Below are 24,537 nucleotides of genomic sequence, written 5' to 3' on the forward strand. Positions count from 1 at the left end.
TGATGGAAAATGTCCAAGATTTAAAAAATGTTAAAATCCGGCGCTTTACTGCCGTCCTGCTGCCGCCAGCAGCCCTCCTTCATAATTCGTAATTCGTAAATCGTAATTCCTCTGTTATATTTGCCGTAGATGAATCGAATATTTATAACCGGTATCGGTACCGGTGTAGGGAAAACCATCGTATCCGCCTGTGTGACCACGGCCCTGGAAGCTGACTACTGGAAGCCTGTACAGTCCGGGTCTGAAGAGGGTACTGACACGCAGACGGTCAGGGCCCTGGTGCCGGAAGGCGTCACTATCTGCCATCCGGAAGCTTATGTATTGAAGGAGCCGGCCTCGCCTCACCTGGCCGCCCGCATGGAGCAGGTCACCATCAACACCGCTGAGATTGTAAGACAGGCCGCAGCACTGCAGCCGGCCCACCGGGCACTGGTGATAGAAGGCGCCGGCGGATTGCTGGTACCGCTGACAGACGACGTTCTGACGCTGGACCTGGTCCGCGACCTGGGCGCCGGCGTGATCATCGCGGCGCAGAACTATCTCGGCAGCATCAACCACAGCCTGCTCACCGCCCGCGTGCTGCAACATGCAGGCGTGCCCGTTATGGGCTGGATCTTCGGAGGCGATTACCATACCAATGAAGACAATGTGGTGCGACTGAGCGGCTATCCCCGCATTGGCCGTATTCCGCAGGCGACGGAAGTCAATATGGCATTCGTACAGCAACAGGCACAACTTTTGTCAGCTCCCCTAAAGGCGTTACTGGCATGATCACCAAAAAGGATATACGAAAACACTTCCTCGAACAGCGCCTGAACCTCCCGGACGCCACGGCGGCAGACCTGAACGAACGGCTGCTGGCCAACGCCCGCCAGCTCGATTTTCAGGGAGTGCGCTATCTGCATCTTTTCCTTCCCATCTCGGAAAAAAAAGAAGTCGATACCTGGCCATTGGCCCGATGGCTGCGGCTACAACATCCGGACATCCAGCTGGTGCTGTCAAAGGCCGATATGAAAACCGGCGACATGTACCACTACGCCTGGCATACCCATACGGTACTGGTGAAGAACCGCTTCGGCATCCCGGAGCCGGAAAACGGTGAACCCGTGCAGCCGGAAACCATAGACCTGGTACTGGTGCCGTTGCTGGCTTTCGACCGGCAGGGCCAGCGGGTAGGCTACGGCAAAGGGATGTATGACCGCTTTCTGCAGCAATGCCGCCCGGACGTGCGTACGGTTGGCCTGTCGCTGTTTGGCCCTATCGACGGCATCAGCGACGCGGACAGCTGGGATGTGCCCCTGCAGACCGTGGTAACGCCCGACGTTATTTATCAGTTTAATTTTAAACAACCCTGACAGTGCTGAAACTACTGAGTTATCTTAAAATACTGTTATATCCTTTCTCCCTGCTCTATGGCCTTGTGATGTGGGTCCGCAACCGCTTCTATGATAAGGGTGTGCTCACCGCCGTGGAGTTCGATCTCCCGGTAATTGCCTGCGGCAACCTGTCGGTAGGGGGTACAGGAAAAACGCCGCATGTGGAATACCTGATCCGCCTGCTGAAAGACCAGTTCCGGACAGCCACCCTGAGCCGGGGCTACAACCGCCGTACCAGCGGCTACCTGCTGGCCGACGAACACAGCACCGCCGCCGACATCGGCGATGAGCCCATGCAGTTCCACACGAAATACCCGGACATCAAAGTATGCGTAGGGGAAGAGCGGATGCTGGCCATCCCGCAGCTGCTGGGCGAAGAACCGGACACACAGGTGATCCTGCTGGACGATGCTTTCCAGCACCGGTCTGTGAAACCCGGCATGAACATCCTGATCACCGAATACAACCGGCTGTTCACCCGCGATCACGTCGTCCCCTTCGGCCGCCTCCGGGAGGGCAGAAGCGGCTACCAGCGCGCCAATTGCATCATCGTGTCCAAATGTCCGCCGGACATGAGCCTGGCTGAAAAGGCCGCGCTGGAAAAAGAAATCAATCCGCTGCCCGGCCAGCGATTGTTTTTTACTACCTTGCAATACGGCGCATTATTTGATATGACAACCCGTCAGCCCGTGAATGTTCCTGCATCAGCATCGGTATTGCTCGCCTGCGGCATTGCCCGCCCGGAACCGCTGCTGGAGAAGCTGCAGCAGCAGTTTCAACAGGTTTACCTGCTGGCGTTTCCTGATCATTACTACTATTCGGAAAAAGATATTGCTAAAATAAAAAAGGAAAGAGATGACCTGCCAGGAACCCAAAAGATGGTCATCACCACGGAGAAAGATGCCGTAAGGCTGCATCTCCTGCAAAAAGAACTGGCAGAACAAAACCTGCAAATAGCTGTTATGCCAGTGGAAATTTCGTTCCTCTTCGGAGAAGCGGAATCATTTAATAACTTTATTTTTGACTACGTGGCCCGGCAATTGCCCGCCTTTGGTCAATAAGACAACCAAACATGAGTAAGAAAAAGAAAGATAAGAAAAACCCCGGCCAGAAGAAAACCTTCAGAGGTGTCGTGGAACTGACAAGGTCAGGAATGGCCTTCGTGATCGTACCGGGTCTCGCCAGAGACATCATGGTAAAACAGAAAAACCTGCATACCGCCCTCGATAAGGATGAAGTCCTGGTAGACGTGATCAAACACGCCAGAGGCGACGGCCGCCAGGAAGGCATTATCACGGATATCCTTAAACGAAATAAAACAGAATTTACCGGCACCCTGCAGGTGAGCAAAAGCTTCGGCTTCCTGATCACGGAAAAAGGGATGTTCATGCCGGATATCTATATCCCCGCCAACTCGCTGAACGGCGGTAAATCCGGCGACAAGGCCGTGGTGAAAGTAGTGGCCTGGGGCGAGAAAACCCGCAAACCGGTCGGCGAAGTCATCGAGATACTCGATGCCAGCGATACCAACGACCTGGCCATGAAGGAAATCCTCATTGAAGCTGGCTTCCCGCTCAGCTTCCCTGCCGAGGTGATGACCGAACTGGCGGAACTGAAAGAGGAGATAACGGAAACGGAAGTACGGAAACGTAAAGACTGCCGCAATATCCTCACCTTCACCATAGACCCCGTCGATGCCAAAGACTTTGACGACGCCATCTCCATCCGGCCGCTGAAAAACGGCCTCTATGAGATCGGGGTGCACATCGCCGATGTGAGCCACTACGTAGTGCCGGGCACCGAACTGGACAAGGAAGCCGACAGGCGCGCCACCTCCGTGTACCTGCCCGACCGCGTGCTGCCCATGCTCCCGGAGAAAATCTCCAACGAACTGTGCTCCCTGCGCCCGCATGAAGATAAACTGACCTTCTCCGCCATCTTCCAGATGAACGAAAAAGGGGAGGTGAAGCACCATTGGATCGGACGGACCATCATCCATTCCGACCACCGCTTTACCTATGAGGACGCCCAGGAAGTGATCGAGACCAAAGAAGGGCCTTACCAGGAGGAAATCCTCCTGCTCAATAAAATTGCCCAGACGCTGCGCCAGGAAAGGTTTGCACATGGCGCTATTAACTTCTCCTCCCAGGAGGTCCGCTTCAGGCTGGATGAAAAAGGCAAGCCTATCGGCATTGTGATCAAGGAAAGCAAGGAAGCGCACCAGCTGATCGAAGAGTTTATGCTGCTGGCCAACAGGACCGTGGCGACCTACGTGTCTAAAATAAAAGTCAACAAACAACCCGTGCCTTTCCCTTACCGGGTGCATGATACGCCGGACCCCGATAAACTCAAGGTGTTTGCGGCTTTCGCAGGCAAATTCGGTTATAAGTTCGATGTCAGCACACCGGAGAGCATCGCCCGTTCTTTTAACAAAATGCTGCAGCTCGTACAGGGTAAACCTGAACAGCATGTACTGGAAACGCTGGGCATCCGTACCATGGCCAAAGCCATCTATACCGTAGAAAACGTAGGCCACTATGGCCTCGGTTTTGAAGACTACTGTCACTTTACCTCCCCGATACGCCGTTACCCCGACGTGCTCGTGCATCGCGTAGTAGCCGAATGCCTGGCAGGCGATATCCACCCGGACAAACAGATGGAGAAGAAGTGCAAGCATGATTCCGAAATGGAGCGTAAAGCCATGGAAGCGGAAAGAGCGGCCAACAAATACAAGCAGGTAGAATACATGCAGCAGTACATCGGTCACACTTTCGAAGGTGTGATCAGCGGCGTGGCGCATTTTGGTTTCTGGGTAGAAACCGTGGATACCAAGTGCGAAGGGCTGGTTAGCATCCATAACCTCAACCGCAAGGAAGAGTTTGTGTTCAACGAAGCGGAATATGCTTTGGTAGGACAGGCCAGTGGCCGCCGTTTCCGCATCGGTGAGAAAGTAAGCATCCGTGTGGTGGCTGCCAACCTCGCCAAACGCCAGCTGGATTATGAGCTGGACAGCGAGCTGGCTACCGATGCCGGCCGCACATTCCGGCCGGGCCAGCGTGACGAGCGCAGGGAAGGCCGCCGCGACCGCAAAAAGAAAAAACAAAAACACGGTCAGCAACCATGGCAGCCACGGGAAAAACAACCGTTTAAGCCGCAGCCTGTTGCTCCGGCAGCACCGGCCGTTTCCCTGGAAATACCGCCGGAACCGGTGGTCGACCAGGTTATTCCGGAAACACATGTGGTCGATGTCACCCCACTGCCGTCATCCTCTGTAACTTCCACTTCCACTTCGCCGGCGCCGACGGAAGCGCCTGTGAAGAAAAAGAAAACAGCGAAAAAAGAGACAACCGGAAAAGCCGCCCCGGCGGCTGCAAGCCCGGCGCCGGCACCAGCGGCCGCAGCTCCGGAAACAGCTCCTGCGTCTCCCGAAAAAATCAAAACAAGCAAGGGCAAAAAAACGAAAGAAGCCCCTGTGCAGCCCGCAGCGCAACCTGCGCCGGTAGCTGAGAAGAAAACAGCCGCGGTGAAAACGGCGGCCGCGAAATCTTCTGCTAAAACAGCCGCTAAAAAGCCCGCTGCCAAAGCAGCGGCGCCCAAAGCTGCCGCTAAGAAGGCGGTGAAGAAAGAAGCCGCGAAACCAGCGCCGGCAGTGAAAACGAAGACTGCCGAAGCCGCTGCTAAAAAGGCTGCAGTATCTAAAGCACCGGCCGCCAAAAAGGCCGCTGCACCTAAGGCTGCCGCTAAAAAGGCTGCGACGACTGCGAAAAAAGCGGCTGCTAAAAAGGCGACGGTGGCCCCTGCAAAAAAAGCGGCTGTGAAAGCCCCGGCAAAAAAAGCAACGACCAAAGCCCCGGCCAAAAAAGCTGCGGTGACCAGGACGCCTGCAAAGAAAGCTGCTGCTACCGCTAAAACGCCGGCGAAGAAAGCCGCCGCCAAAAAGGCAACGCCGAAAAAAGCCGCTGCCGCTAAAAAGAAAACAAAGAAGTAAATACTAAAATCACGGTCTATTTGACATGCATTCATTTAAAGAGTTAATAGCGCAGTTCAGCCAGCAGTTTGATCAATGGCATTTTCCGGAAGAACCCAAACGTTTGTACAATGCAGCGTCCCATATTTTGCAGATCGGCGGAAAACGTATCCGCCCCGTGCTTTGCCTGATGGGCAACGAACTGTTTGACGAGCTGCATCAGGATGCCTTTCAGGTAGGCAATGCGGTAGAATTGTTCCATAACTTTACACTCATCCATGACGATATCATGGACAAAGCGCCCATCCGGCGCGGACACCAGACAGTACATACCGTTTACGGCGATCCGGCCGCTATCCTGGCCGGCGATGTAATGCTGATCAACGTGTACGAAATGCTCAATAAGGTGCAGTCCAGATACAAACAACGTATCATCACCGTGTTTAATAAGGCGGCCATCGAAGTATGCGAAGGGCAGCAGATAGACATGGATTTTGAACAGATGGAGCCTGAGCAGGTGCAGTACGACGACTATGTGCGAATGATCGGCCTCAAAACCTCCGTATTGCTGGCAGCCAGCCTGCAGCTGGGCGCTATCATCGGCGGCGGCAGCGAAGGTAACCAGGAACATATGTACGCTTTCGGAAAAAATATCGGCATCGCTTTCCAGATACAGGACGACTTCCTCGACGCCTTCGGAGACCCCGACAAATTCGGCAAACAACAGGGCGGCGATATCCTGGTCAACAAAAAGACATTCCTCCTGCTGAAAGCTTTTGAGCTTTGCAACGCCGCACAGAAAGCCGAACTGAAAAAACTGATGGACACCCATCCCGACGATAAGGTGGCCAGGGTGCTCGATCTGTTCCGCAGCTGTAAAGTGGATGCATGGGCTGAAAAAGAAAAAGAACGTTTTCAGCAACAGGCCTTTGCGCACCTCGAAGACATCGCGGTGCTGTCGGCCCGTAAAAAACCGCTGATGGAGCTGGCAGACTTCCTCTTAAACCGCCAGCAATAATTTTTGTATTTAAAATCGCATTATATTCGCGTCTTTCTCAGGACCGGAGGGAGGAAAAATGAATAAATAATTAAATAGTTAAATGATTATTTTTCATATATTCATTTTTCCCGGCCACCGGTCCTGGGCAAGATTTTTTTATTAAAAGACTACCTTAAAACGTAATTCCGTCGCCAATGTCTAACTCGCTGTTTAGAAAGAAGTCCCTGTCCACAATCATGAAAGATGCCAATGAAGGAATGACTGACAGCCTTGAAACAGGAGTGGGCATGCATAAAGTGTTGAAGGTGAAAGACCTGACAGCGATGGGGATTGCAGCGGTCATTGGTGCGGGGATCTTTTCTACGATTGGTGAAGCGTCTTTTCACGGCGGCCCGGGCGTGTCCCTGCTGTTTGTGATCACCGCCATCACCTGCGGCTTTTCCGCCCTCTGTTATGCAGAATTTGCTTCCCGCGTACCGGTATCCGGTAGCGCTTATACTTACTCCTATGTAACTTTCGGTGAACTGGCAGCCTGGGTAATAGGCTGGGCGCTGATCCTGGAGTATGCGATCGGCAACATCGCCGTGGCTATTTCCTGGAGCGGGTATTTTAACAATCTCCTGAGCGGACTTGGTATCTCGTTGCCCGACTGGCTTTCGAGTAACTATGACAGCGCTTCTCAGGCTACCATAGAAGCGGCGCCGCATATTTTCGGTATCCCTTTTATTGTGAACCTCCCTGCTTTTATTATTGTTGTGCTGATCACCTACCTGGCCTATGTGGGTATCCGGGAAAGTAAGCGCAGCGCTAATTTCATGGTGGGGCTGAAGATACTGGTGATCCTGTTTGTGATAGTCCTGGGCTTCTTTTATGTAAACCCGTCCAACTGGAGTCCTTTTATGCCGAATGGTTTTTCCGGTGTGTTAAAGGGGGTGTCTGCCGTGTTTTTCGCCTATATCGGTTTTGATGCGGTGAGCACTACGGCGGAAGAATGTGCCAATCCACAGCGGGACCTGCCGAAGGGCATGATTTATTCGCTTATTATCTGTACCGTGCTGTACGTGCTGATTTCCTTCGTGCTGACCGGCATGGTGCCTTTTTACAAGCTGAAGGTAGACGACCCGCTGGCTTTTGTGTTCAACGAAGTGAACCTGCCGGGCATCAGTTATATTATTTCTGTGAGCGCCGTGGTGGCTACCACCAGCGTATTGCTGGTGTTCCAGATCGGCCAGCCCCGTATCTGGATGAGCATGAGCCGCGACGGGCTGCTGCCTAAAAAATTCGCCAAAATCCATCCCCGGTTTAAAACGCCTTCCTTTGCCACTATCATCACGGGCGTTATTGTAGGCGTACCCGCATTGTTCCTGAACCTGACCATCGTAACGGACCTCACCAGTATTGGGACGCTGTTTGCCTTTATCCTGGTATGCGGCGGGGTGCTGATGCTGCCGCCACAGGAGAAAACCAACGATAAACGTTTCCGGTTGCCCTATATCAACGGGCAGTACATCGTGCCGGCACTGGTGATACTGCTGCTGGTGCTTTTCCGCGGCGAAATTGGCCGCAGGATGTCATTAGAAGGGGGCTGGGAGGTATGGAAGCACAATATTCCCTTCTTCTTTTTTGTTATCGTGACCATAGTGATCACCTTCTTTTCGGTGATGCGTAAGTTGTCGCTCATCCCTGTCCTGGGGCTGCTCAGCTGTTTTTACCTGATGACCGAGATCGCACTGAAAAACTGGATCGTATTCAGCATCTGGCTGGTCATTGGCCTCAGCATTTATTTCCTTTACAGTTATCGCCACAGTAAGCTCCGTCAGGCCTGATACGGGTTATTTTTCGTAACTTAATAGTGAGTTCTTTAAAATTTATTTTATGAACACGCTACAAAGAGTTGTACGATGGGGTGATGCACATCACCCGGTATGGTTGAGCGTTGTACGGATGGCGCTGGGCCTTTTCCTGATGTCGGTGGGCGTACTGTTTGTGATGAACAGGGATGCGCTGAACACGATGATCGCTGAAAGCCCTGCGCTGGTTACCGCCGCCTTCTTCATTGCACACTACATTGTATTTGTGCATATCGTAGGCGGATTGTTCATAGCCATGGGCCTGGAAACCAGGTTTGCCGCGCTGCTCAATATCCCGATTCTGCTGGGGGCGTTGTTGTTCGTGCATTCACGGACAGGATTGTTCCAGGTGTATCCGGTGCTGAGCCTGTCTGCGCTGGTGCTGGTGCTGCTGATCGTTTTTGCGATAACCGGCAGCGGACGCATCTCGGTAGACGAGTTTATGCGGAGGCATCCTGAGAAGAAGCGCAAGCATACCTACATCGATTTCTGAGCCGGCTTCTCCATACAGGCGTACCTGTGAGTATCACCATTTTAATGGCGCAGGAGAGCTACGGCCCTCCCCAAATCAAATCTTCCCGCTTCTTCCTCTCTTTTTCCCCGCCAAAACTCTATTTTTGTGTCCAGAAGAATGCAAATATGAAATATCAAACTGGAGACAAGATATTACTGTTGAGCTCTAAAGAAGAAGGTACAGTAGTAGACATTGTCAATGACAATATGGTGATGATAGAGGTGAAAGGCACTACTTTCCCGGTATACCTTGATCAGATAGACTTTCCCTATTTCCATCGTTTTACCCAGCAGAAACTGGTGAAGGAGAAGCCTAAACAGATTCCGGGCGATGAGATCAGGGTAGACAGAAAAAAATACGAAGTCTTTAAGACAGACAAGGGCATGTTCCTGTCCGTACTGCCTGTATATCAATTTGACGGCTATGATGAAACGGTGAAGCTGATGAAGTTCCATCTGTTCAACGATACGCCGCATGCCATGCGCTTTTATTTCCAGATATGGCTCAACAACCAGATGGACCTGGAGATAAAGAACGAGATACAGCCGTACAACCATTTTTACCTGGCAGACCTGATGTTTGAATCGCTGAACGACAATCCCCGTTTTGAGTTCACTTTTTTCCTGAAGGAACCGCAGCCCAAGCTGGCCACGTCTGTAAAGAAAACATGGAAGATAAAGCCCAAACAGATGTTCACCCAGCTGGAGGAGCTGCGTACCAAAGCAGAAGCTACGCTGACGTATCCGCTGTTTGACAGGTTCCCGGATAAAGAGCCTGAACCGCCGGCGCCGGCCGAATCGGCCAATCCGAAGAAAGCCAAACCGGTGACCGCCATCGGGTCGGGCAATTTTGCCAGCCTGCTGAGCAAGATCCAGCTGCAGCCGGAGACTACGCTGGAGCCGAAGCATGAGGTGGACCTGCATATTGAGGCACTGGAAAAAAACTGGAAGGGGATGAGCAATATTGCTATCCTGGCCGTGCAGCTCAATGCTTTTCAGCGTTACCTGGACCTGGCCATCAGCCATCACCAGCACAGCCTGGTGGTGATCCATGGGGTAGGGAAGGGCAAGCTGAAAGACGAGATCCACCAGATCCTGCGCCAGACGCCGGAGGTAGCCAATTTCGTCAACCAGTACCACGCCAAATACGGCTACGGGGCTACAGAGATTACGTTCCGGTAATGCCGGCTAAAAATAAGATGATCGCTATTTGCCTGTAAAAATGTTTACAGGCAAATTTTTTATAGACAAAAATAGTTATAGGTAAATAATTTACCTTTGCGCTCCAACTACAAACCGTGCTATCGTTCCTCAGCTTGTCTGCAGGGAAGGAAAGTCCGGACAGCGCAGAGCAACACACCACCTAACGGGTGGGCTCCGGCTTGCCGGAGACAGAGAGTGCCACAGAAAATAACCACCCTGCTTCGGCGGGGTAAGGGTGAAAATGTGGGGTAAGAGCCCACGGTACAGGCAGGTAACTGTTTGTGCGGGTAAACCTTGTGTGCTGAAATGCCATGTATACGGACGCTTGAGGGCTGCTCGTCCGATTGTCCGAGGGTAGGCAGATACAGGGGGCGCGCGAGCGTCACCGCAGATAAATGATAGCAACCCTGGCTTGCCAGGGGACAGAATCCGGCTTACAGGTTTGTAGTTTTTTTCTTTTTCTTTTTCCCCTGCTTTGATATTACGATAAAACCTCCTATCTTCTCACCCTTATTTAATCCTGTTTTTTATGACCTTAAGAGACGAACGTAACTGGGGCACTTTCATTCACCTCGGTGGCATCGTGGGCTCTGCGATATTCAGGCCTGCCGGCAATATCATTCTGGTGCTGGTATTATGGTTGATCAAGCGCAACGAATCCCGTTTTGTGGATGACCAGGGCAAGGAAGCCATTAATTTCCAGATCACCATCAGCCTTGTCAGTGTGCTGATATCCATACTGGGCGGTATTTTCAACGGCCTGTGGTCATTTGGCAACTGGGTAGCCGGCGGCAACATGTTCTACGGCAGCTGGAGCTGGAGCTGGGGCGGACTGCATGGCCTGCTATGGGTGGTAAACCTGATTTTCAGCATTATTGCCGCCGTAAAGGCCAATGAAGGGGTGTCCTACAAATACCCGCTGTCGCTGAGACTGGTTAAATGATCTCGCAAAGTTGATAAGTGAGCAAAGTGCGCAAAGAATCACTTAAGCGAGCGAAGAAAATAAAGAACCATATTGAATGAGCTAAGAAAAACAAAGGGGCGAAGATTAACATTAATCTTCGCCCCTTTGTTTTTCTTATATGTTTTCTTTGCGCACTTTGCTCACTTATCAACTTTGCGAGACTAGTTTTTCTTCACCGGTCTCATCTTCGCTTTATGTTGTTTTTTCTTCACGTTTTCGCCTTTGATGGTAGCTGCCAGTTTCAAGGCTTCGTAGGTATTCACGACACCGCCGCTGATAGAGAGGTCGGTGAAGTCAATTTTTTCGTCCTGTGAGCCGGGTTTGTTGACTTCTTTGTTGCCATCGGGGAGCGGCGTAGCGCTCTTTTCGAGGATGTATTTCAGCTGGCGTGCGCTCAGCTCAGGGTAGTAGGAGAGCACGAGGGCTGCAACGCCGGTTACTACGGGTGCTGCCATGCTGGTGCCGCTGGCGCTGCCATATTTATTGCCGCCGGGGATGGTAGAATAGATCTGTACGCCGGGGGCGAAGAGGTCTACATTTTTTTTGCCGTAGTTGGAGAAGCTGGCCACTTTATCGGGTGCCATTCCGTGACTGGAGGCGCCTACGGTGATGTAGTTGTCAGCACGGGGGCTGCCGTCAGCAAAGTCAGGGTTCGGGTAGTTGGGCACGGAATCGTTGTTGGCGCCGTCGTTGCCGGCCGCATGTACCAGCAGTACGCCTTTCTTCTGTGCGTATTTAACCGCTTCGTCCACCCATTCTTTGTGCGGGGAGTAGGGTTTGCCGAAGCTCATATTGATGATCTGGGCGCCGTTGTCTACCGCATAGCGGATAGCGAGGGCCACGTCTTTATCTCTTTCGTCGCCGTCCGGTACCGCTTTTACCGCCATGATGCGGACATTGTCGGCCACGCCGTTGATACCTACGCCGTTGTTGCGCATAGCGCCGATGATACCACTTACGTGCGTGCCGTGGAAGCCGAATTTGCCCATCACGTCATTGTTGCCGTAGTTGGTGTCGGTGATATCGTCGTATTTATCGCCTACGATTTGTTCGCGGTTTTGATTCGGCGGTACTTCGGTAGACTCCGCTTTCCTTTTCAGTTCACCCATATAGCCTTCGAATTCCATTTTGAATTCACCGAAGGGCAGGGGTTCGTCGCCGGTGCTTTTCAGCAGGCGGGTCATGAAGTTACGTGCCAGCAGTACGTCCTGGTTGGTCGTCTGGATACTGTCGAGCTGGGCAACGGTAAAATCGTCCTTATTCAGGTACGTCTTCAGGATGTTTTCACATTTGTTGACGTTCTCCTGTAGTTTGGCCATTGTTTTATACTGAAGCTTGGTCTGGGAGCTGGGCTTTTCTATCTTTTGTTTCAGGCTCTGCCAGGTGGTGTATTCTTTGGAATCTTTGCCCAGTGTGGAATCCGGGTCGCCGTATTTGTTTTTGTAGCGGTAATATTCGCGGGTGGCTTCGTCGGAGTCTTCTTTCAGGCTGCCGCCGTCTTTGGCGCCGAGGAAGTTCCAGCCATGAATATCGTCGATATAGCCGTTTCCGTCGTCGTCTTTGCCGTTGCCGGGGATTTCACGCGGATTGGTCCACAGGATGCCTTTCAGGTCTTCATGAAGGGTGTCAATACCGGAATCAATCACAGCTACGATCACCGGGGTGCTTTTTTTCCCTTTCAGGATTTCTTTGTAGGCTTTTTCGGTATTAGTGCCGTAAACACTGTCGGTCTCGTAGTTCAGCAACTGCCAGTTTTTGGGCACCGGGGTTTTACTCTGGGCACTGGATTTCGTTGTAAAAGCAGCCGTCGTCAATGCAACACATGCCAGGACTGCAACCTCTCGACTAAACAATTTCATGTTCTATAATTAATAATTAAAATATCATGATGGGAATAAAGGTATGGAAAATGAGTAAGAACGAGCAGATTTTAATGATAAACGCACCATTTGTTGGTTAATTGGGAGAAAATCATATAGATAGCCATTCTTATCTGGTTTTGATAGCTGAACAGTCCTGTTATCCACCCATCACAATACTGCTGTTATATTGCGGGGAAAGCCTACCTTTACGCTGGTTCCTTTCTTTTCCTCTATAACGTTCTCTTCCCCAACAGATGCACCTTTCAGGGAAATTCCCTGTATTGCTTTCGTTTTGTATTGCCTCATCATTAAAACCGATTGTTACGTTGAAAACTGCTATTCCAGCCACCCTGTAGGCTACCGCTGCAGCGGTTTATGCTACCGGCCCTGGAAAAGTGACGACCGTTATTTTTGTGAATGCAGCGGAGGAAGAAGCGACCCCATCGGCTGGCCTGAGTGAGGAGGGGCAGGACCAGACCCGGTTGTTTACCAAGGTACTCCGGCATATTGATGTGACGGCTATTTATATCCTTTACATGAACAAGGCCATGCAGACCGCTGCACCTTTATCGGAGCTGCGGCAATTGCACCCGGTTTATACTGGGTAACGAAAGATGAAGAGACCCGGGACTGTGTGCTGGACTGCATTGTAAAGCAAAACAAGGGCAAAACCATTGTTATTTGCGGTAATCCGGAAAATATTCCGGCCATGGCAAGAACACTTGGCGTGAAGGCAAAATCGGTCAAAGCGCTCTATGACAAAGGATCTGGCCGGTTTTTGATCGTGGAGGTCCACGGAAATAATAATGCCGTAGCACAAAAGTTGAATATGAATATTCAAAAAAAAGTCTAATATTTATAGTCGGAAGAATATTTGATGGCTTCCCGCTATCGGATATTTTTCTCATAAGCATGGTTTCCGTTTAACGAAAAGCGGGGTTCTCTAACCTCGCTACTATTTTTAAAACTTTGAAACCAGCGGCTGTAAACGTCGATGTATGTAGAGGAAGACCTGTAAGACAGGCTGTATTTTATCAACCGCTTTTAAAATCTGATCAGGGAGGAGCACATCCTGACATGAAAGTTAAAAGCTCCGGGGCACAGCCTCGGAGCTGCAAAAGGCGAAAGATTAACCACCAATTTGCAAGTAAGTATTTTATTATAGCAGAGGCGCTTTAACAGGCGCCTCTTTTTTTCCCCAGGGCTTACGCCTTCAGGGCATACACTCTCAGGGCATACACCCTCAGGGCTTACATCCCCAGGGCTTACGCCCTGGGTTACGATGTTGTTCAGGTTTTTTCTCATCCAACCTGTTATTTATGCATGGCAGGTCTGCGTACATCCATAACAAATCCATTCTTTAGAAGAAATTGAACAACATTGTTGCCCCGGGTGTGAGCCCGGGGGTAGGTTATTCAGGTTTTTTCTCATCCAACCTGTTATTTATGCATGGCAGGTCTGCGTACATCCATAACAAATCCATTCTTTAGAAGAAATTGAACAACATTGTTGCCCCGGGTGTGAGCCCGGGGGTAGGTTATTCAGGTTTTTTCTCATCCAACCTGTTATTTATGCATGGCAGGTCTGCGTACATCCATAACAAATCCATTCTTTAAAAGAAATTGAACAACATTGTAGCCCCGGGCGTGAGCCCGGGGACACCATATGCAAACAAAAAGGGCGCATCCGTTCCGGTGCGCCCTTTTGTTATTTGTCGCTGTTGGTTACAGGTCGAATTTAATGCCCTGGGCCAGCGGCAGTTTATCGGAGTAGTTGATGGTGTTGGTCTGGCGGCGCATGTATGCTTTCCAGGCATCGGAGCCGCTTTCCCTGCCGCCACCGGTTTCTTTTTCACCGCCGAAGGCGCCGCCTATTTCTGCACCGGAAGTACCGATGTTGACATTGGCGATGCCGCAGTCTGAGCCGGCGGCAGACAGAAACTGTTCTGCTTCGCGGAGGTTCAGCGTCATGATAGCAGAGGAGAGGCCCTGGGGCACGTCGTTCTGCATGGCGATGGCTTCGGTGAGGGTCTGGTATTTCATCACATAGAGGATGGGGGCGAAGGTTTCGTGCTGTACGATGGCGTAGGTGTTTTCTACGGCAGCGATACAGGGTTTCACATAACAGCCGGATTCGTATCCTGCGCCTTCCAGGACGCCGCCTTCCACGAGGAAGGTGCCGCCTTGTTCTTTTATCTGTGCAATAGTGCTCAGGTAGGCGTTGACAGCGTCTTTATCGATCAGCGGGCCTACGTGGTTTTTCTCATCCAGCGGGTTACCGATGCGGAGCTGTGCATAGGCTTTTACCAGTTTAGCGGTAAAGGCATCGTACACGCTTTCGTGGATGATGAGACGGCGGGTGGAGGTGCAGCGCTGGCCGGCGGTGCCTACCGCGCCAAATACGGCGCCGATGAGGGTCATGTCCAGGTCGGCGTCTTTGGATACGATGATGGCATTGTTACCGCCCAGTTCCAGCAGGGAGCGGCCCAGGCGCGCTCCTACGGCGGCGCCTACGCTTTTGCCCATGCGGGTGGAGCCGGTCGCGGATACCAGCGGAATACGATGATCGTTAGCCATCCATTCGCCTGTTTCGCGGCCGCCGGTCACCAGGCAGCAAACGCCCTCCGGTACATTATTGGCCGCGAATACGGTCTCGACTATACGTTGACATGCCAGGGCGGTCACGGGTGTTTTTTCAGAAGGCTTCCAAATACACACGTTGCCGCAAACCCATGCCAGCATGGAGTTCCAGCTCCATACGGCCACCGGGAAGTTAAAGGCGGAAATAATAGCGGTAATGCCCAGCGGGTGCCATTGTTCATACATACGGTGGCCGGGGCGTTCTGAGTGCATGCTCAGGCCATAGAGCTGGCGGGAGAGACCTACGGCGAAATCACAGATATCGATCATTTCCTGTACTTCGCCATAACCTTCCTGCAGGCTTTTACCCATTTCATAGGAAACGAGGCGGCCCAGCTGTTCTTTATGGGCACGCAGGGCTTCGCCGATCTGGCGCACGATCTCTCCTCTTCTGGGAGCAGGCCACTGGCGCCACGCTTTGAAGGCTTCCTGTGCTACGGCAATCACAGTGTCATAGTTGCTACGGTCGGCACTCCTCACGGTGGCAATCGTCTTGTTGTCTACCGGCGATACGGACACAATGTCTTCTCCGCCGGCTTCCAGCCAGTGTTTACCGGTGCTGACGCCGCTCTGCCGCGCGCTGATGCCAAAAGCTTTTAAAATATCATCTGCCATGGTGGATATATTATCAACTAAAATTAGGAACTTTTTTTCGTTTGGGTGGAGTACGTGCTTTCAAAGATCTTGTCGGCATTACCAGCTTCGAAGCCTTCCCGGCGGTGCTCACGACGGATTTCGCCTGCCGGAAGGTCTGCAAATGCCGGCAGCACTTTCCTTTCTGCAAATTCCACATAGGAACCGGCGATTTTGGTGGTCTCGCCGCCGGCAAAAGAAGCCGGTATCATGCCTGCTACGGTAGAGCTTTGCAGCAGGTTGCCATCCGGACTGGTTTTGATTTTGCCGCCGGCATCGTTGAGGATAAAACCGTTTTGTTCGAGGAACTGGTTGAACTCCGCGATGGTATTGTATCCTGCGGGCAGGTTGTGCACGCTCACCGTAAAATGGTTCAGGTAATAGCGGTTGTAAATCACCCAGGCAGCGTATTCGCTTTCAGCAGCCAGCGTCTGAAAATCCGCCAGGGTAGGCGTGCGCCAGAGTCCACTGTGCAGGAAGGTGTCCACTGCCTTGCTGTCGTCCAGGTCGAGGAGAGTTACCGGGTCTGTCTTCACTTCATTGGTGTAACTGGTGATGATGTCCTGTGCCTGCCGGCTCAGGTCTTTCACCCGCAGCTCACTGATAAAGATGCGCGGATACTTCGGTAATGGCGGGGCATACCACCATGCGTCCAGCTTCTTGGACGCGAAATAGTAATGGTCCATTTTCGTATAGCCGTAGTGGAGAAAAATTTTCTCCAGCGACTGTACGCCGAGTTGCGGCACCCCCATGGTACGGAAGGCGATATGATCGTTTTCGATATCTTCCGCTTTCCCGATTAATCCATTACGGACCATGGCAGCGATGACTGCTGACACGTCCGGGACCCGCTCCTGGTAACGGCTCATCAGGCCGTTTAATACTTCTTGTAACATGGCTTTTGTTTGAGCTTCCTGCGGCCAGCCTGTGGCTGACTGCTAATTATAATACTGAGCAAACCTGTTGCTGATCAGGTCTTTGAAAATCACGTCTTCCTGTTTAACAAATCCATTGCCCGGCAGCAGGCCTTTGGCGTGGAGGTCTATCACTGCGCAGGCTGCACCGGCGGTGGTCAGCTGGATGGCAGTGAAATCTTTGCCGCCTACTTCCTGGTTGTAAATCTTACGGGAGTAGGAGCGTTGTACGGATCGGCCGTTGACGGTACCGGACACGGAAACGAATACCAGTACCACGTCCTGCGGGGTGAAAGGTATGCTATCTTCCATAATATCCTTCAGTACGTCGCGTTTTTTATTGAGTTTCAGCTCATTGAGTAATATCTTCATCAGCTGGCAGTGTCCAGGATACCTTACTGTTTTATAGTCGAGGTTGTATACTTTGCCATCCAGTATTTCCGCGAGGGCAGAGAGGCCGCCGGAAGTGTTGAAGGCTTCGTATTCTATGCCGTCGAGCGCAAAGCGTTCGTAGCCTTCGAGCGGCATTACTTCCTTGCGTTCGCCTTCGTAGATGGCGTCGCAGGGGTTGCAGTATTCATTGATCAGACCATCGGTGCTCCAGGTGAGGTTGTACATCAGGCTGTTGGTCGGGAACTGAGGCAGGGCGCCTACACGCAGCTTCACGGAGTCGAGCGTATCGAACTGTTTGGCGATGTCATAAGCGGCGATGCTGATGAAGCCCGGCGCCAGTCCGCATTGCGGCATAAAGCTCACTTCCGCGTTCTGTGCAATTTCGCGGATAGCGTTGGTGGTGGCCACGTCTTCGGTCAGGTCGAAGTAGTGGGTTTTAGCTTTGGCGGCAGCCGCAGCGATTTTTACGTTCAAAAAGAAAGGGCAGGCGCTCAGTACCATGTCCTGCTCCGTGAGGGCGGTTTCCAGGGCAGCGGCATCGTTAACGTCCAGCTTTGCTTTACGGATGTTGCCGTCAGTACATTTGTCCAGCAATGCCTGGTTGGCGTCGGCCAGGGTCACCTGGTAGTCGCCTGACTGTTGTAACAGGAATGCTGCTGTTTCGCCGATCTTGCCGGCGCCGATGATCATTACACGTTTCATAATCTATTGGAATTATTAATTATACGCAGATACTGGCTGAAACGTACGCACAGTATGCCCGCTCTTATACAAGAGGACAACACCTGGTAAAATTTACCAAGTTTGCAGGGCATAATCCGGCATTATATAAAATAAATACCGGTACGGCCGTTACAGCACAACAGAAACTCCCGACAGGGAGATGCCTAAAAAATATGTTCAGGGAAAAATATTACCTGCCTTTCCAACTCATGGCACATGGGAGCAGGTGCTCCGCAGATAGGAGAGAAGAGAGAGTTGTATGTTTAACAGGTAATTCATTGATGATAATGAAAGAGCTAATATAGGGAAAATTTTCTTTCCCGCAAAGGGAAGTTCTCGCAAAGCACGCAAAGGAGCAAAGAACGCAAAGATTTTTTTAAGTTTAAATAAGAAAGCAAAGGAGCGAAGATCAATTCGATTTGATCTCCGCTCCTTTGCTTTCTCTGCTCGCTTATATTATATTCTTTGCGTTCTTTGCTCCTTTGCGTGCTTTGCGAGAAACTCCTTGGCAAGCGCTAATATTGTTCGTTGTCGTTCGGAAAATCCTTTGTTTTCACATCTTTGATGTAAGCCTGCGTGGCGCCATAGATCTCGGTATAGAGGTCCAGGTAGCGGCGGAGGAAACGGGGCTTAAATTCTTTGTTGATGCCCAGCATGTCGTGCATTACCAGCACCTGGCCGTCCACGTATTTACCGGCGCCGATACCGATAATGGGTATGTGTACCGCTTCGGCCACTTCTTTGGCAAGGGTGGCGGGAATCTTCTCCAGTACGATGGCAAAGCAACCGGCTTCCTGCAGCAGTTTGGCGTCGGCGATGAGTTTTTTCGCTTCGGCTTCTTCTGTAGCGCGTACGGCGTAGGTTCCGAATTTATAGATGGACTGCGGTGTGAGGCCCAGGTGGCCCATCACTGGCACGCCGGCAGAAATAATTCTTTTCACGGACTCGATGATCTCTTCGCCGCCTTCTATTTTGATGCCATGGGCGCCGGTTTCCTTCATGATGCGGATGGCGGAGCTCAGGGCCTCTTTGGAATTGCCCTGGTAGGAGCCAAAAGGCAGGTCTACCACCACAAAGCAGCGTTTGATGGCGCGTATCACGGATGATGCGTGGTAGATCATCTGATCGAGCGTAATAGGCAGCGTTGTTTCATGGCCAGCCATCACGTTGGAGGCGGAGTCGCCTACCAGGATGATGTCTATTCCGGCATCGTCAAATATTTTGGCCATGGAGAAATCATAGGCTGTAAGCATGGAGATCTTCTCTCCGTCGACTTTCATCTTCTGTAAAACATGCGTGGTAATGCGCTTTGCTTCCTTATGCACAGACATAGCAGTGTTGTTTTATATCAATAATTCCTCAAAGGTTATGATATAAAAAGAAAAAAGGAAAATTATTTTATGTGTGGTCACTGAAAACCGTTCGCCGGGATGGCAATTTCCCGGTAGAGCGCCTGTATCAGCCCGTCGGCCAGCCCGATCTTAGGGACATAGATCTCTTCGGCGCCGGCCCAGCGCATCACGTTGATGTATATCTGAAGCGCCGGTACGATCACGTCAGCACGGTCTTCCCGCAGGTTGTACAGGTGGATGCGCTCTTCCACGGAGAAAGCGCTGAATTCCTTGTAATAGTCTTTCAGGGTGTCGAGTGAGAGCGGTTTGCCTTCCTTGCGTTTGGAGAGCGAAAATATTTTATTGATGTTGCCGCCGGACCCGATAGCTGTTACCGGCCCGATGGTCCTGAGCTGTTGTTTGAGAAAATCCTTCAGTTGTTGCCAGGCGCTGTCCGGTACCTGCTGGTGCAGCAGGCGAATGGTACCGATATTGAATGATTCCTTGAAAATGAGGCGTGTGCCGCTGAAGAGCGTGAGCTCGGTACTGCCGCCGCCCACGTCGATGTAGAGATATGATTTTGTTTTGTCGAGGTGTTCGGCGATATGGTTTTCGTAAATATAAGAAGCCTCTTCCTGCCCGGAGATAATATGTATGTCAATACCGGTCTGCGTTCTGACCTCCTGCAGGATCTCAGCGCCGTTGGCGGCGTCGCGCATGGCAGAGGTAGCGCATGCTTTCAGGTATTTCACTTCATAAACATCCAGCAGCAGTTTGTAGGCCTTGATAGTGTCTATCAGGTGAGACGTCCTTTTTTCTGAGATAGAGCCATGGTCAAAGACATCGAAACCGAGCCGCAGCGGTACTCTTACCAGGTTCACTTTGGTAAAGTCCATCGTTCCCGCACTGTTGGGGGATGCTTCGGAGATCAGCAACCGGGCGGCATTGGAACCAATATCAATCGCAGCTAACTTCATTAATTATTCCTCTGTTTTGAGGTACAAAAATAACACTTTTCATTTAGGGATTTCCTGATTTTCGATTTACAAATTTGAGATTCGACGAAATAGCTGTTTAGCCAGGTCATAAATCCCTAAATCGAAAATCAGAAAATTCCTAAATTTTATTTGTACTGCTTTTCGTGCAGGTATTTATAGATCTCTATCTGGGTGCGGATTTTTTTATCGCCTTCTTTTTTATACTGGTTGGTCTGGTCGTTGTCCAGTATACGGGCTTTTACGTTGCCGCTGAGCTGGATGTCCATGATATCCGCCAGCTCTTTACGTATATGCGGGTCCGTTATAGGCACGGCTGCTTCCACGCGGTGGTCGAGGTTACGCACCATCCAGTCACAGGAGGCGATGTATACTTTTTCGCTGCCGCCGTGATGGAAGATAAACACGCGGGCGTGTTCAAGGTATTCGTCTACAATGCTGACGGCGGTAATATCTTTTTTCCACTTTTTATTTTCCGTGTAGGCGCAGCAGATGCCGCGTATCACCATCTTGATGTCTACGCCGGCTTTGGCCGCTTCGTAGAGTTTACCGATGAGGATGGAATCGGAGAGGGAGTTCATCTTCAGCACGATGCCGGCTTTCTTTTTGTTTTTGGCGTTCTTGATTTCACGGTCGATCAGGCGCATGTAGGTGTCGCGCATATTCAGCGGACTTACCGGCAGTGTTTTGCAGCCTTCGAGTATTTTAATATCGTGACGGGGGCTCTCCAGGTAGGAGAATACCCGGTTGATGTCTGCGATCACGGAGCGGTTGGCCGTGAGCAGGCAATGGTCGCCGTATACCTGTGCGGTCCTTTCGTTGAGGTTACCGGTACTGACAAAGCCGCACTGTACGGTTTTGGTGCCGATGCGTTTTTTGATCACGCACAGTTTGGCGTGTACTTTCATATCCGGAATACCGAGGAACACTTTTACTCCTTCATCTTCGAGGCGTGCTTTCCAGTCGAGGTTGGCCGCTTCATCGAAGCGGGCGCGCAGTTCCAGTACCACGGTCACATGTTTGCCGTTGCGGGCGGCGTTTACCAGGGCATTCACAATTTTGGAATTACGGGCAAGCCTGTACGCAGTGATCTTGATGGAAGACACATTCGGATCGATGGCTGCTTCCCGCAGCAGGTCGATAATGGTATCGAAAGAGTGATAGGGGAAGTGCAGCATCACATCCTGCCGTTGAATCACGTGCATCACGCTGGGGGCATCGGCGAACAGTGGATGGATAAAGGTTTTGCGATGGGTATGCGGCGGGAAGATAGATTCGGGGAAATCCATAAAGTCTTTGAAATTATGGATGCGGGCGCCGGGAATGAGGTTGTCTTTACCGGAGAGGCCCATCCTGCGGATCAGGTATTCGAGCAGCAGGGGGTCGATGTCCTTGTCGTACACAAAGCGTACGGGTTTGCCTTTGCGGCGGTCTTTCAGGCCTTTCTCGATCTGGTGGATCAGGCTGTCCGATATGTCGTTGTCGATGTCCAGTTCCGCATCGCGGGTCACCTTGATGATATGCGAAGAGAACTTATCGTAACCGAAGTAGGAGAAGATGTGCGGGAGACAGAAGCGGATCAGGTCTTCCAGCAGGATGATGTCATGCTCGCCTGGTTTGGAGGGGAGGATGATAAAGCGGGGCAGCACGTTGGAAGGTATTTCTATCAGCGCGAATTTCTGTCTGACGGAGTTGTCCTGCCTGGCCAGTACCACGCCCAGGTAGATGGACTTGTCCCGCAGGATAGGAAACTGCTGGATGCTTTCAATCATCAGCGGGATGATATTGGTGCGCACCTGTTCATTGAAATAGTTGAGCACAAATTTCTGTTGTTCCCGGTTCAGATGTTTTTCCGTCCGCAGGAAAATATGCATTGTTTCCAGTTCATTCGCGATGTCTTTCCAGATGCGGTCGAACTCCCGTTGCTGGTCTATCACGATGGCCTGTATATCGTCCAGTATTTTACCCGGGTTTTCTTCCAGGTGCATTTTATGGACTTTGTTGATAGACATCATGCGTTTGAGCGTGGCTACCCTGACGCGGAAAAATTCGTCGAGGTTATTGGAGAAGATGCCGAGGAAGCGGATACGTTCTCTCAGGGGCACGCTGGTATCTGCTGCTTCCTGCAATACTCTTGCGTTGAAGGCGAGCCAGCTGACATCCCGGGGGATCAGTTTTTTGGCGGGGAGCGCCGGTGCTTTGGGGGCCGGGGTCTTTTTGGCGGGTGCTTTTTTAGCCGTATTTTTTTTGGCGGTATTTTTCTTTGATACTATAGTTGGTGTCATAAATTCCAGATTCTCCGTATGTGGCATCGTCATACAAACAAGTTTACATTCAAAAAATTCACGTTGTTTAATCCACGATAATACAGCTTTCGCGGATCTGATGCCATTAAATTAAAGTTAAGAAAAACCGGGCAATCCGGCGCGGCGGGGCAAAAGTTAATCATTCGTCTGGCCGGCATTCAACGGGGGCGCCCCGGGGGCTAAAGCCCTGTGAACCGTAGGAAGGGGATAACGCCTATGCTTATACGCGCAGGTGTTAAAGTATTGCTAAAAGCGTGGATCAGGACCGGGCCGGCGCGGCGGATTGTTTTTTGTTGAGGATGGGCAGGGCCACGAGGCTGAGGAATCCCACCAGGACCACGAGCAGTGTTTGTACTACCCAGATGATCCAGCCGAAGGCGTAGCCGATCACATAGGCGATGCCATAGAGTTCGAGGGCTTTCTGTACCAGCGCCTGGTAGGCGCCGATGCCGCCGGGGGTGACGATCATGCCGATGCTGCCGATCATGAGTACGGCGAGGGCGGCGCTGATGCCCAGGTGGGACGTTTCCTGCAGGCAGTAGAAGCCGATGTACACCTGGGAGAGGTAGCAGCCCCATATCAGAATGCTCTGGAGGATAAACGACCATTTATTCTCCATTTTGCCGATTGATAAGATGCCTTCCATTACGCCTTTGGCCAGCGCTTTGATGGTGATGGCCGCTTTGGAGCGGGCAAACCGGCGCAGGAGCCAGAGGAGGGCGAGGATGGCGGCAATCAGCGCTGCCACCAGCAGCAGGAGCTGTGTGCCGTTGGCATTGGCGATTTTACGGGCGATGGGCAGGTAGATGTCATGATGGACGTAGGCGCCCAGTACATCTATCTGTGTAAGGATGGTGACGGCGATGAGCAGCAGGAGGCACAGCATGTCGACGGCTCTTTCCGCGATCATGGTGCCGACGAGTTTGTCGGCCGGTATTTTTTCGTATTGTGCCAGGATGCCGCAGCGGGTTACTTCTCCCAGCCGGGGAACGGCCAGGTTGGCGAGGTATCCGACCATAACGGCAAAGAAGGTGTTGAGGGTGGAGGGCTGGTGCCCCAGCGGCTTCATGAGCAGCTTCCAGCGGGTGGCGCGCAGCCAGTGGCTGACGAGGCCCATGATCACGGCAGGGATGGCCAGCCAGTAGTTGGCCTTCCGCAGGGCGGCGTTGATCTGGTCCCATTGTTCCGGTGTGAGGTCTTTGGTGACCAGCCATATCAGGAGTACCCCGATGCCGAAAAAGCATATAAACTTAATGACGTTCTTAAGCGTTTTGGGCATCATCCAAAGTGGTTTTAGGGTGTTAGCGATATGTTAAGGCGAAGGGTTTACAATTTGTTCCCTTCTTTGGGGAAGATGGCAATAGGCGTATATTTCTTCGCTTCTTCAAAGTCCATGGTGGCATAGGAAATAATAATCACAACATCACCGGGAGCTACGAGACGGGCGGCGGGGCCATTCATGCAGATTACGCCGGAGCCTCTTTTGCCTTTGATCACATACGTTTCCAGTCTTTCACCGTTGTTAACGTTCAGGACCTGTACTTTTTCGTATTCGATCAGGCCGGCGGCATCCATCAGGTCTTCATCTATCGTAATACTTCCGACATACTGCAGGTTCGCTTCTGTGACTACCGCGCGGTGGATCTTACACTTTAATATTTCTATTTGCATGATTATTCTGAACTATAATTGCTAAATCAGCAGTCCGCAAAGCTAGGGAAAAAAAGTATTCCGGCAAAGAGGTCACGCAAAGGCGCTAAGCAGCAAAGACGCTAAGAAATTAACAAGAAAACAAAGAAAGCAAAGAAGGGGGAGAGCAAATATTCCTCTCTCCCTTCTTTGCTTTCCTATTTAAAAACTTTAAAAAT

Annotated in this window: 20 protein-coding genes and 1 other RNA gene; 12 read left to right on the top strand and 9 right to left on the bottom strand. The window is 51.5% G+C overall.

The genetic code is table 11. The features are described from left to right. The first annotated feature begins 129 nt into the window (after nt 1-129). The 10 genes from bioD to HF324_RS15235 all read left to right on the top strand — a co-directional run bounded on the left by bioD (nt 130) and on the right by HF324_RS15235 (nt 10,852). Nucleotides 130-771, top strand: coding sequence for a dethiobiotin synthase (gene bioD, locus HF324_RS15190; protein ID WP_168860192.1), 642 nt, complete (start codon nt 130-132; stop codon nt 769-771). Beyond that, nucleotides 768-1,355, top strand: coding sequence for a 5-formyltetrahydrofolate cyclo-ligase (locus HF324_RS15195; protein WP_168803294.1), 588 nt, complete (start codon nt 768-770; stop codon nt 1,353-1,355). The genes bioD and HF324_RS15195 overlap by 4 nt, the downstream gene beginning before the upstream one ends. 2 nt (nt 1,356-1,357) lie before the next feature. Then, complete coding sequence (lpxK, locus tag HF324_RS15200) at nt 1,358-2,437, top strand: tetraacyldisaccharide 4'-kinase (RefSeq protein ID WP_246269547.1); 1,080 nt, start codon at nt 1,358-1,360, stop codon at nt 2,435-2,437. 11 nt (nt 2,438-2,448) lie between these two features. Further along, the gene (gene rnr, locus HF324_RS15205) at nt 2,449-5,364 is read left to right on the top strand and encodes a ribonuclease R (RefSeq protein ID WP_220101320.1); all 2,916 of its coding nucleotides are present in this window, start codon (nt 2,449-2,451) and stop codon (nt 5,362-5,364) included. 25 nt (nt 5,365-5,389) lie between these two features. After that, a complete protein-coding gene (locus tag HF324_RS15210; RefSeq protein WP_168803295.1) occupies nt 5,390-6,361 on the top strand; it encodes a polyprenyl synthetase family protein in 972 nt (323 codons plus the stop codon). A 176-nt stretch (nt 6,362-6,537) separates the two neighbouring features. Beyond that, complete coding sequence (locus HF324_RS15215) at nt 6,538-8,169, top strand: amino acid permease (RefSeq protein ID WP_168860193.1); 1,632 nt, start codon at nt 6,538-6,540, stop codon at nt 8,167-8,169. A 49-nt stretch (nt 8,170-8,218) separates the two neighbouring features. Continuing rightward, a complete protein-coding gene (locus HF324_RS15220) occupies nt 8,219-8,686 on the top strand; it encodes a DoxX family protein (RefSeq protein ID WP_168803297.1) in 468 nt (155 codons plus the stop codon). A 146-nt stretch (nt 8,687-8,832) separates the two neighbouring features. Then, a complete protein-coding gene (locus HF324_RS15225) occupies nt 8,833-9,888 on the top strand; it encodes a Smr/MutS family protein (protein ID WP_168803298.1) in 1,056 nt (351 codons plus the stop codon). 106 nt (nt 9,889-9,994) lie between these two features. After that, nucleotides 9,995-10,362, top strand: an RNA gene (gene rnpB, locus HF324_RS15230) — RNase P RNA component class A. A gap of 76 nt (nt 10,363-10,438) precedes the next feature. Next, a complete protein-coding gene (locus tag HF324_RS15235; protein ID WP_168803299.1) occupies nt 10,439-10,852 on the top strand; it encodes a DUF4870 domain-containing protein in 414 nt (137 codons plus the stop codon). Between the two features lie 182 nt (nt 10,853-11,034). On the opposite strand, the gene HF324_RS15240 is transcribed toward HF324_RS15235, so the two are convergent. Next, a complete protein-coding gene (locus tag HF324_RS15240; protein WP_168860194.1) occupies nt 11,035-12,732 on the bottom strand; it encodes a S8 family peptidase in 1,698 nt (565 codons plus the stop codon). Between the two features lie 398 nt (nt 12,733-13,130). Between HF324_RS15240 and HF324_RS15245 the strand changes: the two genes are divergently transcribed. Further along, nucleotides 13,131-13,343 carry a histidine phosphatase family protein gene (locus tag HF324_RS15245; RefSeq protein ID WP_168860195.1) on the top strand — a complete coding sequence of 71 codons (213 nt, stop codon included), beginning with the start codon at nt 13,131-13,133 and terminating at the stop codon, nt 13,341-13,343. A 101-nt stretch (nt 13,344-13,444) separates the two neighbouring features. After that, nucleotides 13,445-13,588 carry a hypothetical protein gene (locus tag HF324_RS15250; RefSeq protein ID WP_168860196.1) on the top strand — a complete coding sequence of 48 codons (144 nt, stop codon included), beginning with the start codon at nt 13,445-13,447 and terminating at the stop codon, nt 13,586-13,588. A gap of 871 nt (nt 13,589-14,459) precedes the next feature. On the opposite strand, the gene amaB is transcribed toward HF324_RS15250, so the two are convergent. From amaB to panD, 8 genes are all read right to left on the bottom strand, one after another. Then, nucleotides 14,460-15,989, bottom strand: a complete 1,530-nt coding sequence (gene amaB / locus HF324_RS15255; protein ID WP_168860197.1) for an L-piperidine-6-carboxylate dehydrogenase — start codon at nt 15,987-15,989, stop codon at nt 14,460-14,462. A gap of 23 nt (nt 15,990-16,012) precedes the next feature. Next, on the bottom strand, nt 16,013-16,903 hold the full coding sequence (locus HF324_RS15260; protein WP_168803303.1) for a DUF1338 domain-containing protein: 891 nt from the start codon (nt 16,901-16,903) through the stop codon (nt 16,013-16,015). 42 nt (nt 16,904-16,945) lie between these two features. Next, nucleotides 16,946-18,016, bottom strand: coding sequence for a saccharopine dehydrogenase family protein (locus HF324_RS15265; RefSeq protein WP_168803304.1), 1,071 nt, complete (start codon nt 18,014-18,016; stop codon nt 16,946-16,948). Nucleotides 18,017-18,552: 536 nt separating this feature from the next. Next, the gene (gene panB / locus HF324_RS15270; protein WP_078672974.1) at nt 18,553-19,368 is read right to left on the bottom strand and encodes a 3-methyl-2-oxobutanoate hydroxymethyltransferase; all 816 of its coding nucleotides are present in this window, start codon (nt 19,366-19,368) and stop codon (nt 18,553-18,555) included. A gap of 77 nt (nt 19,369-19,445) precedes the next feature. Next, nucleotides 19,446-20,345, bottom strand: coding sequence for a Ppx/GppA phosphatase family protein (locus tag HF324_RS15275; RefSeq protein WP_168803305.1), 900 nt, complete (start codon nt 20,343-20,345; stop codon nt 19,446-19,448). Between the two features lie 146 nt (nt 20,346-20,491). Continuing rightward, nucleotides 20,492-22,648, bottom strand: a complete 2,157-nt coding sequence (ppk1, locus tag HF324_RS15280; protein WP_246269549.1) for a polyphosphate kinase 1 — start codon at nt 22,646-22,648, stop codon at nt 20,492-20,494. 280 nt (nt 22,649-22,928) lie between these two features. Continuing rightward, nucleotides 22,929-23,951, bottom strand: a complete 1,023-nt coding sequence (locus HF324_RS15285; RefSeq protein WP_168803307.1) for a lysylphosphatidylglycerol synthase transmembrane domain-containing protein — start codon at nt 23,949-23,951, stop codon at nt 22,929-22,931. A 44-nt stretch (nt 23,952-23,995) separates the two neighbouring features. Further along, nucleotides 23,996-24,340 carry an aspartate 1-decarboxylase gene (gene panD / locus HF324_RS15290; protein WP_078672978.1) on the bottom strand — a complete coding sequence of 115 codons (345 nt, stop codon included), beginning with the start codon at nt 24,338-24,340 and terminating at the stop codon, nt 23,996-23,998. Nucleotides 24,341-24,537: the final 197 nt, after the last annotated feature.

It is taken from the genome of Chitinophaga oryzae, from assembly GCF_012516375.2.
GTDB classification, from domain to species: Bacteria; Bacteroidota; Bacteroidia; order Chitinophagales; family Chitinophagaceae; genus Chitinophaga; species Chitinophaga oryzae.

Bases quoted from the DNA above. Each gene is read 5' to 3' on its own strand.
- bioD (WP_168860192.1), top strand. From the start codon at position 130: ATGAATCGAATATTTATAACCGGTATCGGTACCGGTGTAGGGAAAACC.
- HF324_RS15195 (WP_168803294.1), top strand. From the start codon at position 768: ATGATCACCAAAAAGGATATACGAAAACACTTCCTCGAACAGCGCCTG.
- rnr (WP_220101320.1), top strand. From the start codon at position 2,449: ATGAGTAAGAAAAAGAAAGATAAGAAAAACCCCGGCCAGAAGAAAACC.
- HF324_RS15210 (WP_168803295.1), top strand. From the start codon at position 5,390: ATGCATTCATTTAAAGAGTTAATAGCGCAGTTCAGCCAGCAGTTTGAT.
- HF324_RS15215 (WP_168860193.1), top strand. From the start codon at position 6,538: ATGTCTAACTCGCTGTTTAGAAAGAAGTCCCTGTCCACAATCATGAAA.
- HF324_RS15220 (WP_168803297.1), top strand. From the start codon at position 8,219: ATGAACACGCTACAAAGAGTTGTACGATGGGGTGATGCACATCACCCG.
- HF324_RS15225 (WP_168803298.1), top strand. From the start codon at position 8,833: ATGAAATATCAAACTGGAGACAAGATATTACTGTTGAGCTCTAAAGAA.
- HF324_RS15235 (WP_168803299.1), top strand. From the start codon at position 10,439: ATGACCTTAAGAGACGAACGTAACTGGGGCACTTTCATTCACCTCGGT.
- HF324_RS15240 (WP_168860194.1), bottom strand. From the start codon at position 12,732: ATGAAATTGTTTAGTCGAGAGGTTGCAGTCCTGGCATGTGTTGCATTG.
- HF324_RS15250 (WP_168860196.1), top strand. From the start codon at position 13,445: ATGGCAAGAACACTTGGCGTGAAGGCAAAATCGGTCAAAGCGCTCTAT.
- amaB (WP_168860197.1), bottom strand. From the start codon at position 15,989: ATGGCAGATGATATTTTAAAAGCTTTTGGCATCAGCGCGCGGCAGAGC.
- HF324_RS15260 (WP_168803303.1), bottom strand. From the start codon at position 16,903: ATGTTACAAGAAGTATTAAACGGCCTGATGAGCCGTTACCAGGAGCGG.
- HF324_RS15265 (WP_168803304.1), bottom strand. From the start codon at position 18,016: ATGAAACGTGTAATGATCATCGGCGCCGGCAAGATCGGCGAAACAGCA.
- panB (WP_078672974.1), bottom strand. From the start codon at position 19,368: ATGTCTGTGCATAAGGAAGCAAAGCGCATTACCACGCATGTTTTACAG.
- HF324_RS15275 (WP_168803305.1), bottom strand. From the start codon at position 20,345: ATGAAGTTAGCTGCGATTGATATTGGTTCCAATGCCGCCCGGTTGCTG.
- ppk1 (WP_246269549.1), bottom strand. From the start codon at position 22,648: ATGACACCAACTATAGTATCAAAGAAAAATACCGCCAAAAAAAATACG.
- HF324_RS15285 (WP_168803307.1), bottom strand. From the start codon at position 23,951: ATGATGCCCAAAACGCTTAAGAACGTCATTAAGTTTATATGCTTTTTC.
- panD (WP_078672978.1), bottom strand. From the start codon at position 24,340: ATGCAAATAGAAATATTAAAGTGTAAGATCCACCGCGCGGTAGTCACA.